The sequence below is a fragment of the Bacillus sp. SJ-10 genome, from assembly GCF_002843505.1.
Lineage (GTDB): Bacteria > Bacillota > Bacilli > Bacillales > Bacillaceae > Bacillus > Bacillus velezensis.
The window spans coordinates 745887-762084 of record NZ_CP025258.1; the positions used below are offsets into that span (position 1 = coordinate 745887).

17 protein-coding genes are annotated in these 16198 nt (G+C 40.9%); 15 read left to right on the forward strand and 2 right to left on the reverse strand.

The annotated features are described in order from the left end of the window. Positions 1-38: 38 nt before the first annotated feature. The 5 genes from CXL14_RS03890 (at position 39) to CXL14_RS03905 (ending at position 4291) form a co-directional block, all read left to right on the forward strand. Positions 39-1439, forward strand: coding sequence for an amino acid permease (locus CXL14_RS03890; protein WP_021494640.1), 1401 nt, complete (start codon positions 39-41; stop codon positions 1437-1439). 73 nt (positions 1440-1512) lie between these two features. Continuing rightward, entirely contained in the window at positions 1513-2403 is an 891-nt protein-coding gene (gene rocF, locus CXL14_RS03895) for an arginase (RefSeq protein WP_007407883.1), read from the forward strand. A gap of 130 nt (positions 2404-2533) precedes the next feature. Beyond that, complete coding sequence (locus CXL14_RS03900) at positions 2534-3649, forward strand: response regulator aspartate phosphatase (protein WP_101287670.1); 1116 nt, start codon at positions 2534-2536, stop codon at positions 3647-3649. Next, a complete protein-coding gene (locus tag CXL14_RS20500; RefSeq protein ID WP_007407881.1) occupies positions 3636-3770 on the forward strand; it encodes a hypothetical protein in 135 nt (44 codons plus the stop codon). The genes CXL14_RS03900 and CXL14_RS20500 overlap by 14 nt, the downstream gene beginning before the upstream one ends. Before the next feature lie 47 nt (positions 3771-3817). Then, complete coding sequence (locus CXL14_RS03905; RefSeq protein ID WP_101287672.1) at positions 3818-4291, forward strand: GNAT family N-acetyltransferase; 474 nt, start codon at positions 3818-3820, stop codon at positions 4289-4291. A 29-nt stretch (positions 4292-4320) separates the two neighbouring features. Here CXL14_RS03905 and CXL14_RS03910 read toward each other — a convergent pair whose 3' ends face one another. Continuing rightward, positions 4321-5301, reverse strand: a complete 981-nt coding sequence (locus tag CXL14_RS03910; RefSeq protein ID WP_101287674.1) for an aldo/keto reductase — start codon at positions 5299-5301, stop codon at positions 4321-4323. A 181-nt stretch (positions 5302-5482) separates the two neighbouring features. On the opposite strand from CXL14_RS03910, the gene CXL14_RS03915 reads away from it, so the two are divergent. The 5 genes from CXL14_RS03915 (at position 5483) to rlmH (ending at position 8708) form a co-directional block, all read left to right on the forward strand. Continuing rightward, entirely contained in the window at positions 5483-6232 is a 750-nt protein-coding gene (locus CXL14_RS03915) for a YiiX/YebB-like N1pC/P60 family cysteine hydrolase (protein ID WP_101287933.1), read from the forward strand. A 10-nt stretch (positions 6233-6242) separates the two neighbouring features. Further along, complete coding sequence (locus CXL14_RS03920; protein WP_101287676.1) at positions 6243-7406, forward strand: hypothetical protein; 1164 nt, start codon at positions 6243-6245, stop codon at positions 7404-7406. 289 nt (positions 7407-7695) lie between these two features. Further along, positions 7696-7824, forward strand: coding sequence for a hypothetical protein (locus CXL14_RS20505; protein ID WP_254926342.1), 129 nt, complete (start codon positions 7696-7698; stop codon positions 7822-7824). Positions 7825-7977: 153 nt separating this feature from the next. Beyond that, complete coding sequence (locus CXL14_RS03930; RefSeq protein ID WP_004393147.1) at positions 7978-8148, forward strand: CxxH/CxxC protein; 171 nt, start codon at positions 7978-7980, stop codon at positions 8146-8148. A gap of 80 nt (positions 8149-8228) precedes the next feature. Next, positions 8229-8708, forward strand: a complete 480-nt coding sequence (rlmH, locus tag CXL14_RS03935) for a 23S rRNA (pseudouridine(1915)-N(3))-methyltransferase RlmH (RefSeq protein WP_007407874.1) — start codon at positions 8229-8231, stop codon at positions 8706-8708. Between the two features lie 221 nt (positions 8709-8929). Here the strand turns inward: rlmH and CXL14_RS03940 are convergent, their stop codons facing one another. Further along, on the reverse strand, positions 8930-9142 hold the full coding sequence (locus tag CXL14_RS03940) for a hypothetical protein (RefSeq protein WP_050594981.1): 213 nt from the start codon (positions 9140-9142) through the stop codon (positions 8930-8932). Between the two features lie 309 nt (positions 9143-9451). Between CXL14_RS03940 and CXL14_RS20365 the strand changes: the two genes are divergently transcribed. From CXL14_RS20365 to CXL14_RS03960, 5 genes are all read left to right on the forward strand, one after another. Further along, positions 9452-9979, forward strand: coding sequence for a type I restriction enzyme subunit R domain-containing protein (locus CXL14_RS20365; RefSeq protein ID WP_232789954.1), 528 nt, complete (start codon positions 9452-9454; stop codon positions 9977-9979). Next, positions 9969-10283, forward strand: coding sequence for a hypothetical protein (locus tag CXL14_RS20370; protein ID WP_232789955.1), 315 nt, complete (start codon positions 9969-9971; stop codon positions 10281-10283). Before CXL14_RS20365 ends, CXL14_RS20370 begins: the two co-directional genes overlap by 11 nt. Before the next feature lie 557 nt (positions 10284-10840). Further along, positions 10841-11794, forward strand: coding sequence for a hypothetical protein (locus CXL14_RS03950; protein ID WP_225917429.1), 954 nt, complete (start codon positions 10841-10843; stop codon positions 11792-11794). A 195-nt stretch (positions 11795-11989) separates the two neighbouring features. Beyond that, positions 11990-14023 carry an AAA family ATPase gene (locus CXL14_RS03955; RefSeq protein ID WP_101287678.1) on the forward strand — a complete coding sequence of 678 codons (2034 nt, stop codon included), beginning with the start codon at positions 11990-11992 and terminating at the stop codon, positions 14021-14023. Beyond that, positions 14004-15887 carry a UvrD-helicase domain-containing protein gene (locus CXL14_RS03960; protein WP_101287679.1) on the forward strand — a complete coding sequence of 628 codons (1884 nt, stop codon included), beginning with the start codon at positions 14004-14006 and terminating at the stop codon, positions 15885-15887. The genes CXL14_RS03955 and CXL14_RS03960 overlap by 20 nt, the downstream gene beginning before the upstream one ends. Positions 15888-16198: the final 311 nt, after the last annotated feature.

A 16198-nucleotide genomic window follows, 5' to 3' on the forward strand; every position in this document is an offset into this window, starting at 1 on the left:
CTTGGTTCCAATACAAGTTGCTGAAGGGGTGCAGAATAGTGAATACAAATCAAAAAGAGAATCAGCTTCAGCGCACAATGAAATCACGCCATTTGTTTATGATTTCATTAGGCGGAGTGATCGGCACCGGGTTTTTCCTGAGTACCGGATTTACAATTAACCAGGCGGGACCGCTGGGCGCGGTTCTGTCTTATCTGGTCGGCGGCTTTATTATGTTTTTGACCATGCTCTGCTTAGGCGAGCTTGCGGTTGCCCTTCCCGTATCAGGGTCGTTTCAGACGTACGCAACCAAATTCATCAGCCCCGCTTTCGGTTTCGCATTCGGCTGGCTGTACTGGCTCGGCTGGGCGGTGACATGCGCCATTGAGTTTTTATCTGCGGGACAATTGATGCTCCGCTGGTTTCCGCATGTTCCCGTGTGGGTGTGGTGCCTCGTGTTTGTCGGACTGATGTTTCTTTTGAACGCCATTACCACAAAAGCGTTCGCTGAGTCGGAATTTTGGTTTTCCGGCATTAAAATTGTAGTCATTCTGCTGTTTATTATTTTGGGCGGCGCCGCCATGTTCGGCCTGATTGACATGAAACACGGCGAGCAGGCTCCTTTCTTCTCTCATTTTTATGAGGATGGATTGTTTCCGAACGGCATTAAGGCTATGCTTATTACGATGATTACCGTAAACTTCGCGTTCCAGGGAACGGAGCTGATCGGGGTTGCCGCGGGAGAAAGTGAAAATCCCGAGAAAACGATTCCGCGCTCTATCCGGCAGACGGTATGGAGAACGCTTGTCTTTTTCGTTCTCTCCATTATCGTCATTGCCGGCATGATTCCGTGGAAGCAGGCGGGAGTGGTCGAAAGCCCGTTTGTCGTGGTGTTTGAACAAATCGGTATTCCATATGCCGCCGATATTATGAACTTTGTTATCTTAATTGCGCTGCTCTCAGTGGCCAACTCAGGCCTGTTTGCATCGACGCGTATCTTATATGCCATGGCGAACGAAGGACAAGCCTTTAAATCGCTCGGCAAAACAAATAAACGCGGGGTGCCGATGAACGCTCTGATCGTGACGCTGGCCGTCGCCTGCCTGTCACTGCTGTCTAAAGTAGCAGCGCCGGAAACCGTTTACATGTTTCTCTTATCATTAGCCGGACTAAGCGCGCAGGTCGGCTGGATCACGATTTCCCTGTCACAGCTGATGTTCAGACGGAAATACATCCGCGAAGGCGGCAAAGTGGAAGACCTGAAGTTTAAAACACCGCTGTACCCGGTGCTGCCTATTATCGGGCTGACGTTAAACACGGTTGTTCTGATCAGCCTCGCATTTGATTCAGAACAGCGGCTCGCCCTTTATTGCGGCATCCCGTTCATGGCGGTGTGCGTTATCGTCTATCATCTGTATGTAAAAAAGCATAAGCAGTCAGAAAAACAGATAGAGCTTTAAATCTTTTCGTGTCCAAGTCATCTTTGAGAAACCCGCACAGGACAACATACAACATGTTGAGGTGGAAAAACGGATGAACAAGAATATCTCAGTTATTGGAATGCCGATGGATTTAGGACAAGCACGACGCGGAGTGGACATGGGCCCGAGCGCCATCCGCTACGCGCATCTCATTGAACGGTTATCTGACATGGGGTATGCGGTGGAAGACTTAGGCGACATCCCCGTCAATCGTGAAAAACTCAAAAATGATGAAGAGCTGAAAAATCTGAACTCTGTGCTCTCGGGGAACGAGCAGCTCGCCCAAAAGGTGGACAGCGTCATTGAGAATGAGCGGTTCCCTCTCGTCTTGGGCGGCGATCACAGCATCGCGATCGGAACGCTGACAGGAACGGCAAAGCACTATAAACAGCTCGGCGTCATCTGGTACGACGCGCACGGCGACTTAAACACCCTGGAAACATCGCCGTCAGGCAATATTCACGGAATGCCGCTGGCCGTCAGCCTCGGCGTCGGGCACGACACGCTGGTGAATCTGGGCGGCTATGCCCCGAAAATCAAGCCGGAGAACGTCGTCATCATCGGCGCGAGATCGCTTGATGAAGGCGAGCGTGAATACATTAAGGAAACAGGCATGAAGGTCTATACGATGCATGAGATTGACAGACTCGGCATGACAAAGGTCATTGAAGAAACCATTGACTACCTGTCAGACTGTGACGGCGTTCATCTCAGCCTTGACCTCGACGGCCTTGATCCGAGCGACGCACCCGGCGTAGGCACGCCTGTCGTCGGCGGCATCAGCTATCGTGAAAGCCACTTGGCAATGGAAATGCTGTATGATGCCGACATCATCACTTCAGCTGAATTTGTCGAAGTCAACCCGATCCTCGATCACAAAAACAAAACCGGCAAAACAGCGGTCGAGCTGGTAGAATCTTTATTGGGAAAAAAACTATTATAAAATATGCGCCTCCGCACTTGCGGGGGTTTTTTTGTTGCCACGAGGAAACTAGCAGGCTTTCACCCTCTTTTCAGAACTGTAAATATGATATATTTATTACACAAAATGGGAAAGGGAGGTGTCCTGACAGATGGCTGAGGTGATGGCCCACGAAACAGTTGCGAAAAAAATCAGTGACTGGTATGAGGAAATCAAAAAGCACAACACTGAATCGGCTGAGGCGTTAAGAGAACAACTGCTTACGGATCTGCAAAATATGACACAAAATCAAACGGTGCTCCTTTATTTTAATTTAATTGATTCCCGCTATAAGCTTTTGATGGAAGAGTATGAGAAAACAGACGGCATTTTAAAAACGATCCAGCTGAACGCCGATAAAGAAAAAACAGACCAGATGATTCAATACTATTATTATTTCTTTTCCGGAATGCACGAGTTTTACCGTAAACGGTTTATGAACGCCATTAATTTTTACCGGATTGCTGAAAGCAGGCTCCGGCACATACCGAATGAGATTGAACGAGCCGAGTTTAATTATCAAGTGGCGATTGCCTACTATGAAATCCGCCAAAACTACTTTGCGATGAACCACGCGGAAAAAGCGTTGGAGATCTACAAAGCCAATGAAATGTACGCGGTCAGAGAAGCACAGTGTTTCATGGTGATCGGCTGTAACAGAATGGACTTGTTTCACTACCAGAAAGCCGAAGAGCTCCTGCAGACGGCGGTTCATCAAGCCGCCAAAGCGGGCGATCCGCATATTGAGGCGCTCGCCCACTTTAACGCAGGTATTTGCTATGAAAGACAGGAAAAGCTTGAGGAGGCGCGGGTCGAGTTTGAAACGGCTCTCGATCAAAAGGAGCATTTGCAATCAGCATATTCGGTCCGGAGTCTGTACATGCTGGCCAGAGTATTATTGAAGCAGGAACAGACGGATGAGGGCCGGTTTTGGCTGCATAAAGCGCTGAATGCCGCTGAAGAAAAAAACGAGCCCGTATACACCGAAAAGCTGCGCATCTTACAGCATGTCTTTATTGACCGCAATGAAGAAGCGCTTGAATCAGCTTTCGCCGAGTTAAGAAGGAAAGAGCTGTGGAGTGACGTTTCCGATTTGTCGTATCAGGCCGCTGCGCATTTTAAAAAACAGGAGAATTACAAACTGGCGGCGAAGTATTTTCAGGAATCAATTGATGCCAATGACCAAATTTTGAGATTAACGGAGGGGATTCGTAATGAAAACATGTAAATTCATTGTACTCTCAGCAGCCTTGGCAAGTCTCATTTCGATTGGATTATTTGCGCAAACTGGTTCAACGGCACAAGCCGAACAAATCATAAAACCGGCGGAAAACGGAGCCTTCGGATAATACTTCATGATACCGCTTTCGGTCCGTGTTTTGTAAGGAGTGATTCAATGGCTATCACGCTGCAGCCGATGACAGGACAAGAATTTCAGTCCTATCTCGCCCATTCAACCAAGCATTACGCTGAAGAAAAGGTAAAAGCGGGAACGTGGCTGCCTGACGAAGCGCCGGAGTTAGCGGAGCTGGCGTTTGAAGACCTGCTTCCTGACGGCTTGGAGACGGCCGATCACTATTTATGGACGCTGACATTGGACGGAAAGGAAAATGCCGGCTGGCTGTGGCTGCACGCCGATCCGGACCACCCGCAGCAGGACGCATTTATTTATGATTTCGGCCTTCACCCGCCTTTCCGCGGCAACGGCTATGCGAAAGAGGCGCTCGCAAGGCTGGAGGACAAAGCCAAAGACCTGGGTGTCCGCAAGATTTCTCTCCATGTGTTCGCCCATAACGAAACGGCTCGGAAGCTGTATGAGAAGACCGGATTTCTGGAGACGGATGTCATCATGAGCAAAAAGCTGTCATGAAAAGAGGCCCGCACGATGGGCCTCTTTTGTTATTCATCTAACAATGTCATCATGTGTTCCGGATAACGCTCGCCGGCCGCCGTGCCGATCGGAAACATCTCATCCAATCGTGCCTTCACATCCTCGGGAAGCACAATGTCGAGAGCGGCGAGGTTTTCTTCCAAGTAGTGTTTCTTTTTTGTACCCGGAATCGGAATGAGGTCATCGCCGTTTGCAAGAACCCATGCGAGCGCAAGCTGAGGCGCGGTGATATTCATTTCCCGGGCAATGGCGGTAAGTTTTTGGACGAGCCCTATATTCACCGCCAAATTGTCTCCCTGGAATCTCGGCGTTCTTCTTCTGTAATCATCGGCATCCAGCTGCTCGGTCGACGTCATCTTTCCGGAAAGAAAACCTCTGCCGAGCGGACTGTAAGGCACAAATGAGATGCCGAGCTCACGGCAGGCGGGCAGCACATGCTCCTCCGCTTCCCTGCTCCATAAAGAATATTCCGATTGAAGCGCGGCAATCGGATGAATGCGGACGGCGCGACTGATCGTTTCTGCGGAAGCCTCTGACAATCCGATATACCTCACCTTTCCTTCGTCTATCAGCTCCTTCATGGCGCCGACGGTTTCTTCAATCGGCACCCGCGGATCAACCCGGTGCAGATAATATAGGTCGATATAATCCGTCCCAAGGCGTTTCAGACTGGCGTCACACGCTTTTTTCACATAATCGGGCCGTCCGTTAATTTCGATAAACTCACCCTTTTCGCTTCGGACATAACCGAATTTCGTCGCGAGGCACAGCTCCTTTCTGAATGGGGCGAGCGCTCTGCCGACAAGTTCTTCATTCGCACCCAATCCATATTGATCAGCCGTATCAAACACATTCACGCCGAGATGAACGGCATGATGCAGTGTGGAAATCGACTCTTCCTCACTCTGGCTGCCATAGTATTCCGACATGCCCATGCACCCTAACCCCATTGCGGAAACCCGCATCGAACCGATCGTTCTGTCCTTCATATGTCCTCCCCCTTTCTTGTATGATAACCGGATTTCCTGATATTTGAAAATGATTTATGCATATGATTTACATATTGTTATAAAATTTTTAAAAATCTGTAAATTGTATATTTTTTTATCACAATTTCGTCATATAATGAAAATGTGGAAAAATTATACTCAAAGAAAAGAGGCGAAGTCAATGTGTAAAAAGCTGTTCAAAGCCGTTCTCCCGTTTGCCCTGTCATTCACCATGGTTCTGTCGTTCTCCGGTTTGAATGTAAAAGCGAAAGAAACAGAAGCAGCCCGCTACGCAAAAGAAATCGCAGACCTTCAGCAGGGCACGACCCCGCAAGACGTTCTCCAATCCGCCAAAGAGCTTGCCAAACAGAAGCACGTTTCAACAGAAGCAATTCTCAAGCAGTTTCATCAAGAAATCACGGCAGACAAGGTGCAAGGGAATGTAATCGCTTCCAAAGAAGGGATCTCTGCGATGGGCGGATCGTCAGGAACCAAAAAACTTCCGAAAAGCACAAAAGGCAATATTTATTACACGAACTCATACACGGCTTATTACAACCACGGGCATGTCGGCATGTATTCATCCGCTGATAAAATTGTCGAATCCGTGCCGGGAGACGGCGTCCGCCAGATTGCTTATAACGGCAGAGAAGTCGAAGACAATTCAATCGTTCAGACCGTGAAAGTCACTGATGCCCAAAAACAAGCCGCCGCTGACTGGGCCGTATCAAGAGTGGGTGATGAGTACTCCTTCAACTTCGTCAATAACAGAAATACGGGCCATGATGGCGCCAAAAACTGCTCAAAACTGCTGTGGTCGGCATTCCTCTTAAAAGCCGGGATTGATATCGACTCTAACGGCGGCTTAGGCGTATACCCGCGCGACATCACAAGCTCGTCGTACACAACCACGATTCTGACCATTCACTAAGGAGAACAACGTGAAAAAAATCATCTGGATACCCTTAGTGATCATCGCCGCCGCAGCGGTCTTATGCTTCTTCTATTTTCGCACGGAAGATCCTGCGGAGGTTGCGAGAGACACATTAAATGACCCTGATTTTCTGAAAGATAAAGAGGCGCTGCTGTATTTCTCCACTGCAGCTGACCAAGACACGTTCGGCGGCGGAAAAAGCTACGCCCTCTTCGCCGATGAAAAAGGACGGCTTTCTTCTTATCACATGAAGGGGCTTGAGCTCGGATCGGCCAAAGTGCATGACGAAAGCGTGCTGCTGGAGGACAAAAAAGGAATCTACACCGTTCAGCACGGCCTTCACACGTATAAAAGAGCGTACCAGCATACGGGAGACAGCGCGGGATATATCGAGCGGGCGAAAGGCTTTTACACGCTGTATAATTCGGGCTACGACAAGAGCGGCGGCAGCTATCGCTCAGAGCTGTACCGCCAGATTGACGGCAAGTGGAAGCAAGACGTCATCCCGCACTATATCCGCGCTTCAGGCTTTTTTAAAGATCATCTTTTCGCACTCACGCCGACAGATGACGAAAAAGGCTATCACGTCCAAGACATTCAGGCCGATAAAGAAAAGCTCCATACAACATCAATCGCGACATGGCCGTATAAAGAAGGCACGTCTGTCGAATCCCAGCTCGCCGCGGACGACAGCGCCGTCTGCTTTGTCACCAGAGGGGAAAAAGCCGATCACATCTATCAAATGGTGAAAGTTATGAGAAATAGCGGCGCCATCAAAACGTATGACATCGCCGCTTATAAAAATGACGAACAGACGATCTATGACTCCATGCCGTTCAGCTTCAAAAAAAGCTTTTTCATGGAGCAGCGCAGCTTCTATTTCGTTGACGGCTTCGGAACCGTCTACCGCATCAACCCTGAGACCGGAAAAAGCAAAAAGGCCTTCACGCTCCCCGCATCCCGAATGAAAGCCGACTTCAAGGAGCTGACCCATCAAAACGGAAAGCTGTATCTGTTCACATACAGCTACAAAAAGCCCGCCAAAATCGAATCCTTCGACCTGAAAACGGGCAAAAAGCTGAACGACCTGACCATCCCAAATTTAAAAAACATCGTCACACCGAAAAGCCATCTCAAGCTGTATGATGTGCAGGTGATGGGGAGGTTTTGAAGAGTATAAACATTTCGGAAGAGCTTGCCGCTTTTGGTAAGCTTTTTATAATGAAATGTTACTGCAAGAAAGAAGGTGTTCATTTGAAATCATTCAGTCTCTTCTTATTGTTGTCCGTCATTTGTATAACCATTGTTTTTGTCATAATGAATATGTTGATTGGATACCCTGATGTGAGTAACGGGGCATTGATTATGATTGTATATATCGTTGTGACCCCCATGATAAGGCTATATAACAAGAAAAAAGCCGATCGAACATAGAGATAGAGGAATTTAGGAGGGAGCCGATGAAGAAAAAGCTTGCCGCGTTTTTAAATGACGGAAAGCCGGACGGGATTGATGTATGCTGTACGCTGCTGGCGTGTCTATTAGGAATTCTGTTCGTCCTTCGCTTAGAAAAAAGAGAAAACACGTAAAGAGCCGGATGCTGAAAACACCGGCTCTTTTTGCGCGTGATTTGCCGAATTGTGGATAAAACTCAGCCCGAAGCACTACTAACATGTGTATAAATAGGTTATATTGAAAAGAGAACAATTGCCGCGCGCAAAAGAAAACCGGAGGACGTAACTATGAAAACCGCTTATTATTCTTGTGAAGAACATATCGAAACCGTGCTGGACATGTACATAGATGATCATGAGCTTCCGCCCGAAATCAGAAAAATCGAACATACTAACAGTTTATCCACAGCCTGTGAATTATGTGGGGACACTGCAACATATCTAGTAGGGAACGAATGATCTTACACAAAATACAGAAAAGATATCCACAATTGTGGACAATATATATGAATAACTTGTTTCTAAAGTGGGGATGACCTGTGAATATCAATATTGTGACCATCGGAAAACTAAAAGAAAAATACCTCAAGCAAGGCATTGAAGAATACAAAAAACGACTCTCAGCCTACGCAAAAATCGACATCATTGAACTCCCGGACGAAAAAGCCCCGGAAAACCTGAGCGACCAAGACATGAAAATCGTCAAAGACAAAGAAGGCGAACGCATCCTGGCCAAAATCAGCCCGGACACCCACGTCATCGCCCTCGCCATCGAAGGAAAAATGAAAACATCCGAAGAACTGGCCGATACAATAGATAAGCTGGCGACATATGGAAAAAGCAAAATCACCTTCGTCATCGGCGGCTCACTCGGCCTAAGCGACGCCGTGATGAAGCGGGCGGATGAAAAGTTGTCTTTCTCGAAAATGACGTTTCCTCATCAGCTGATGAGGTTGATTTTAGTAGAGCAGATTTATCGGGCTTTTCGGATTAACCGTGGGGAGCCTTATCATAAATAGAGGCAAAAATTGTTGTAGGTAAGGTGGTAATTCTTTATCGGAAGCGGGTATTGAAAACGTGTGTTCATTATCCGTTTCCCGATATAACAAGTGAATTAAGGTAAAAGTTTTACATATGTGTAGTTCGGTAAAATCGAATTCCAATTCTATGTCCTTATGGTTCTGGATATATCTATTTGTTTAATTGAAATATCATCAATTAACAATTGTAGCAATTGCTTTCAATTTTCTCTGAGTGTCTTCTTATAAATCAATAGGCATTTTTTTAGTGGTTTCTCGATTAACTCTGGTTCGATTAATTTTGAATCGACAGAACCTAATTGAATTATAATCTCATTTTTTGTTTGTTCTAACTCTCTCTTTTCATTAGAAACCATTTGTAATCTTTCTTGCAAAATATCTAAAGGAAGAATATTTTTCTCAAAGGCCTCCATATACTTTTCCTGTTATTTTTCAATTTCCTTTAACTTTTTTTCAGCTTCTTCAAGTTCTTTATTAAGCTGACTTATCGTATGAGCAGAACTAGAACTAATATCTGTAAGTGTTTAGATAGCTTCTTCATATTAGAACTAAATTGTACAATTTATTGGATAACAGCATCCTCTGCTTCGTGTGTTTTAACGGAACTAGCTTTACAAGCAGCAGATCCTCTATTATGAAAATCGCAACAGACGTAATAACGATGTTTTCGTTTCGTCCCATCTTTTAATGTGTAATTGTAATGGAATGAACCATTCCTTTGCATGTTATCAATCATTTCATCCTTGGATATTAAGAAAAAAAACGAAGTTATGATTGAACAGTTTAGAGCAGTAACCAAAAAGGCTATTGGTGGCAGCGCAAAAGCAATGATCGTTACCCCATCCCGTCTTCATGCTGTTCGGTATATGAAGGAATTCATTAAAGAGAAAGGCTATACAGTTACTGATGACGATAAAGAATACACAGTGCCGAGTATGAACGTCACAAAAAATGGTGAGCGGGTTAAAGAGATTCAATTAAAAGAAACATTCCATGGGGATGATTTTAATTTATTGATAGTAGCAGGGAAATACCAAACTGGTTTTGATGAGCCGCTACTTCATACAATGTTTGTCGATAAAAAATTACATGGAGTTAAGGCAGTACAGACACTTTCTCGATTAAATAGAACTATGCAGGGAAAGAAAGATACATTTATCTTAGATTTTGTTAATACTGAGGAAGAAATATTAGACGTGTTCCAAACTTTTTTTCGAAGCAACAACGCTAAAAGAGAAAGTGAATCTTAATTTAATTTACGATACGCAAAGCAAATTACGTAAATTTGCTCTTTATAATGATGATGACATAGTAGAAGATACACAATATGAATTTAGAGTAACACTGCGTAACTTCGGTAAATGGTATAACTATGTCGCGCAGCTAGATCGTACATTTGATATGGAATTATTAGAAGAAAATATTTATACGAGCTATCTATTGAAATTTATCCCGAAAGAAAAACGTGAGAAAGTTTATATTACAGAAAAAGTGAAGCTTGAATACTATAAGCTACAAAAGGATTTTGAAGGCGAAATCATGGCTTGTTGCTGAAAATGAAAAGGGTGGCGAATTAAAACATCCCGAAGAATTTAATGCAAACGTAAAACCAGTGGATGGGCGTGATGCGTTTAGAATAGATTATTCATCGAATTAACGAGCGATTCCCAGATGATTTTTCACCACAAGATCGAGTAATTGTGGAAACATAACACAAGGCATTAACTCAAGAAGTAGATGCAAAAAAGTAAAAACATGGCTAAAAACAATAGCCAAGAAATGATCGAAATAGCTTGTTTAAAGATATATTCCTTGATCGAGTAATGGATGAGTAAACTAAGAATTCAGAAGCCTACCAAAAGCTAATTGGAGCTGACGATTCGTACTTTAAAACTGTCTATGCATATATTTCAGTAGTGGAAGATGTTTATAAGACATTGCGGTCAGAGGTATAAGGTAACATTATATGAAGTTGATGATATAATATACCAAAATAAGGGCTGGGTAGTACAAGAAGTAGTAGAATAAAAGATGAATATTGTTTATAAGAGCGGATGTCAGTCATTTATTGTAAAGGTTATGTGAAGAGAATTTTATGGGATGCCTTACATTTGAAGGATATTTTGATGGAGGTTTTTGCAATGAGGAAGAAGTTTTCAGCTGTCGTAATTGAATTATTAAAAGAGGCACTATGCAGTATATACTGGTATAAAAGTAATTTAAGGAGCTTTTTAAGTAATTGTATAAATGATCCTACTATTATTAATCGTTCAGACTGGAACGGATATAAAAGACAAATTGTCTCGGATATTATTGATGAACTATGTAGTGATCAGGAAAAGTACTTAGGTGATATCAGAAGACTAATACACGAAGTGATCAAGATGGATAGTTTTCGTCACCTTGAACAACTTGAAGATGGAAAAAGAAAGGCAGAGAGAGCAAAGCAAGCTGTTGCTGACCTTAAAAGGGTAATAGAAGATCAAACACAGAGAATTAAAGAAGAAGAAGAAATTAAAAGAAAAAGACTTGAAAACCTAAAAAAAATCAGATCAAGTCAAGCTGTATTGAGTAAACTAGATGAAATCAAGACAAATTATTTTAGACTTGTTACTTCTCGAGATTATCAAAAGAGAGGTTTTGAACTTGAGAAGGTTCTATACGACCTATTTGAACTATTTGATTTAGATCCTAAAGCTTCATTTAGAAATACTGGGGAACAAATTGATGGAGCTTTTTCTCTAGAAGGTACTGATTATTTGTTTGAAGCCAAGTGGAGGAATCAATTATCAGATGCCTCAGATTTAGATAGTTTTGCTGGAAAGATTAATAGAAAACTTGATAATACTTTAGGTTTATTCCTATCTATAAATGGATTTTCCGAAGATGCTGTTAGAATACATTCCGTAAGTCGTAGTACCATACTGTTAATGGATGGCACCGATCTTATGGCTGTACTGGAAAATCAAATAGATTTTGTATCTTTAATTATAAGAAAGAGAAGGCATGCAGCACAGACCGGAAATATATACCTTAAAAGTAGTGAGGTTTTACATGATTATTAAATAGTATATGTATGAAGAGATCTTTGTTCCATTTAAGCCAAAAATAAAACTTGTAAATAGGGTTAGTTTTAATTATTGATCTTAATTTGATGGGATATCGAGCTTTTGGTGACAAAAGCGATTAGAAGTTAATCGTACAAGATTGGTTAATGGAGTGTTTTTTATAAATGATTATAAAAAGGGAGTTAATTTGATTTGAAAATAACGAAATTAATAATTAATAACTTTCGATCCTTTGGACCAACTAATACTGAAATAGAATTAGAAGAATTATCAGTTCTAATTGGAGCAAACAGTAGTGGTAAAACTTCTGCAATCCAAGCTCTATTAAAACTTTTTAGTCCTTATCAAAGAGATAGATTAATAGAAAGGTCAGATTTCCATATACCTGCTAATGAAAATCCATTAGATTATGATGAGTCTTCACTTTCTATAGAGGCTATAATTGATTTTAATGAACTTGAAAATGATGCTGAGAAGGTAAGGACTACTATCCCCCCGCACTTTAATCATATGGTTGCAGGTGAAGTTGATGGAAGTCCTTATGTACGTATAAGGCTAAAAGCTGAGTTATCAGAAGGATATACTTTAGAAGGAAATATTGAGCAAGGATTATATTATGTCTTATCTCCATTAGGAACAAAAGCAGAAGATGAAGATTTACAGCCGGTTAAAGCTAGTGAGCGTTCCCAAGTTCAAATGATATATATACCTGCAACAAGAGACCCGGCCGTACAATTAAAAAATGCATCAGGAACAATCTTAGGGAGGATTTTAAAAGGGATTAACTGGCCTAAAGAAATTAACAGTGACATACAAGAAAAAATGAAGCAAGTTGATGGGATTTTTGATGAAGTAAATGGTGTTAAACGGTTAAGAGAAATACTTAATAGTCAATGGAGAAAATACCATAATGATTTTCGCTACGGCTCAACTATGGTTGCTTTCAACCATGCAGATTTAGACTCAATTCTAAAAAAGGTAGAAGTTTACTTTGAACCAACTGAAACAGGAAGCAAATATAAGGTGGATCAATTAGGTGATGGGCTACGATCAATTTTTTACTTAACTCTAGTAAATTCTTTTTTAGAAATTGAGAATGAGGCATTACAAGATGACGCTGAGGAAGATAAAAAAGTGTATAATCTTCAACCACCAGTGTTGACGTTGCTAGCCGTTGAAGAGCCAGAAAATCATATTTCTCCGCACTTACTTGGTCGAATAATGAAGGCCTTAACTGACGTTTCTGAAAATGATAATGCACAAGTTTTAGTTGCTACCCACTCACCCTCGATGATAAAAAGAGTTGATCCAAAATCAATTCTTCATTTTAGAATCGATCAAAAAGAAATAAGAACTATCGTAAATTCAATAATACTTCCTGAAAAAGATAAGGAAGAGGAATATAAATATATAAAAGCTGCTATTATGGCATATCCAGAACTTTATTTTTCACAATTTGTTGTTTTAGGAGAAGGGGATAGTGAAGAGATTATACTTCCAAAGATAATTAACCTTCTAGATACCGATTTAGATCAAAGCAATATTTCGATCGTCCCATTGGGTGGAAGACACGTAAATCATTTTTGGAAATTACTACATCAGTTGAATATCCCTTATCTAACTCTATTGGATTTAGATTTAGAACGAAATGGTGGAGGATGGGGTCGAATTAAATATGCATTACAGCAGTTGATCCAATTAGGCTACGATAAGCGTGAGTTACTTTCTGTACAAAATGGAGTACTAAGCGATGACGAATTCTCTCGTATGCATACATGGTCTATAGAAAAGGAAGATGAAAGAGAAAATCTCTATTCATGGGTTGAGTTTTTAGAAGACTATGGAGTTTACTATTCGGCTCCATTAGATATTGATTTCATGATGATTGAAAGTTTCCTAGATGCATATAAAAAGACAGTTCCAAAAAATGGTGGTCCAAAAGGTGTAGATAAAGAGAAGGATTCTATTGAATATATGGACCGTTTAGAAAAAGGGGTAAGAGCAACCTTAAAAACTGAGGGCGGTTCAGGAATTACCTATTCGGACGAACAGAAAGAATTAATGATTTGGTATGATTACTTTTTCTTAGGCAGAGGTAAACCCGGCACTCATATTATGGCATTAGAAAATATAGATACGAAATTATTAAATGGAAAATTACCAATTCCTCTTAAAAAATTAACGAAGGGAATAAAATCATTTATTGATGGTGATTTATCTGAGTAACTATGTAAAAAAAGAATCTTGGATTCCAAAAGACGGAGTTGTTTTAGAGAGAGCTGCGCAAGAAGTGGTAAAGTATGAGAAAAACGCCTATGTGTTATCTGGTCCCGGAGCAGGAAAAACGGAATTGTTGGCTCAGAAAGCATGTTATTTGTTAGAAACAAATACAAGCGCATATCCTGCTAGAATACTAGCTATAAGTTTCAAGAGAGATGCAGCTAAGAATTTAAAAGAACGTGTTGAAAAACGATCAGGAAAAGAATTTGCAAATAGGTTTGTATCCTTAACATTTGATTCATTTGCTAAGCAAATAATGGATAGGTTTCGTTTAGCTATTCCTGAATTTTATAGACCATCATTGGAATATGAAATAGTAAATTTTAATAAAAGGGATGTACCTATTCTCAGAGAAGAAGCAGAAGAACCTAGTGAAGAAAATGGGTGGAATTACTACTTTGATTATGAGCTTTTTGCCAAGACATATGCAGTTGAAAGATTACCATTACATATGGACAGAATAAATTCAGTGGAATCTTGGTATAGGTTTCAACTTTGGAAAACCTATATTAACGAAAAAGAAAATTCAAGATTAACCTTCCCAATGATTTCAAGAATTGTTGAATACTTATTTAGGTCAAATCCCAAGATTTTAAGAGCAATCAGAGCTACATATAGTCATGTTTTTTTAGATGAATTTCAGGACACGACTTTAATCCAGTACGACTTAGTTAGAACAATTTTTATGGATTCAAATGTTTCAGTGACCGCTGTGGGTGATCTTAAACAAAAGATTATGGGTTGGGCAGGTGCTATGGAGGGAGTATTTACACAATTTAAGGAAGACTTTAATGCTAAAGAATTTGAGATGGTTCTAAATCATAGGTCTGCTCCTAATTTAGTCCGAATTCAAACATCTATAATAAATGATATGATGGGTGGTTCAACAGTAGTAATACCATCTGACAAATGGAAGAATAAGGATGAGGGAATATGCAAAATATGGAACTTCACCTATGCTTCTGAAGAAGCAAAAACACTGGCATTAGAAATCAAAACGTGGATTGATCAAGAAAAACTTGAACGAAGAGATATAGGTATTTTAGTTAGGCAACGGGCAGATATGTATTGTGACATGCTTATAGATGAATTAAGAAATTTAGGAATACACTCTAGGATAGAGGATCAATGGCAAGATTTACTAGCGGAAAATTTTATGAAATATATAATCGATGTATTTTCTTTAGCCACAACAGATCGTGACCCTAAAGCTTGGTCCAGTTTAATATCGAATGTTTTAAGTTTACGTGGCGATAATGAAACAGAATCTTATCAAGTAGAAAAAGAAATTAATAGTTTTATAGTTGACTTTAAAAAGATTCTTAAAGATGAGACAATGAAAGTGACAGAAAAAGTAGTAGAGCAATTGCTATACGAAATTTTAACTTTGATAGGGTTAGATATAATTAAAAGTAGCTACCCTGAGTATAGAAAAGGAAATTATTTAGAAAGAAAAGTAAAACTTACATCTGAATTTCTTTTTTATTCATATGAAAAGCATAAAGTTTGGAATAAAGCAATAGAGGATTTTTTGGGAATCTATTCAATTCCAATTATGTCTATTCATAAAAGCAAAGGTCTTGAGTTTGAATCTGTGATTTTATTGGGACTAGAAGATAGAGCTTTTTGGAATTATGAGGATTCCCCAGAAGATGAAACATTTACATTTTTCGTTGCAATGTCTAGAGCAAAAACTCGAATGATCTTTACCTTTTGTGAAAACCGCTTCTACGGACAAGAAAGGTCTAAGATAAATGACATTTATCAAATGTTGGAGAATGCAGGCGTTAAACAATTCAAATGGACGTAATTAATGTTGATTTTAAATAATCACTAAGATGAAAGAGCATTGGTAAAATCAGTTTACCAATGCTTAATTTTTGCCTCTTAAATTACACGGTGAGCCTTATCATAAGTGAATGAGGTTACTTCTTTCTTAAAGTAGTAAACAGGCATATTAGAATATGCCTGTATAAAATCCTAAGTTTAATAATTTACATTAGTAAATCCAAAGCACATTTTAAACTCAGTATCTATGATTAATTTCTGTCCCTCAGCAGTAAGCCGAGCTGCAATATTTTTAGAAGAATCGATCTATAGTCACTCCAAAAATATATGGTC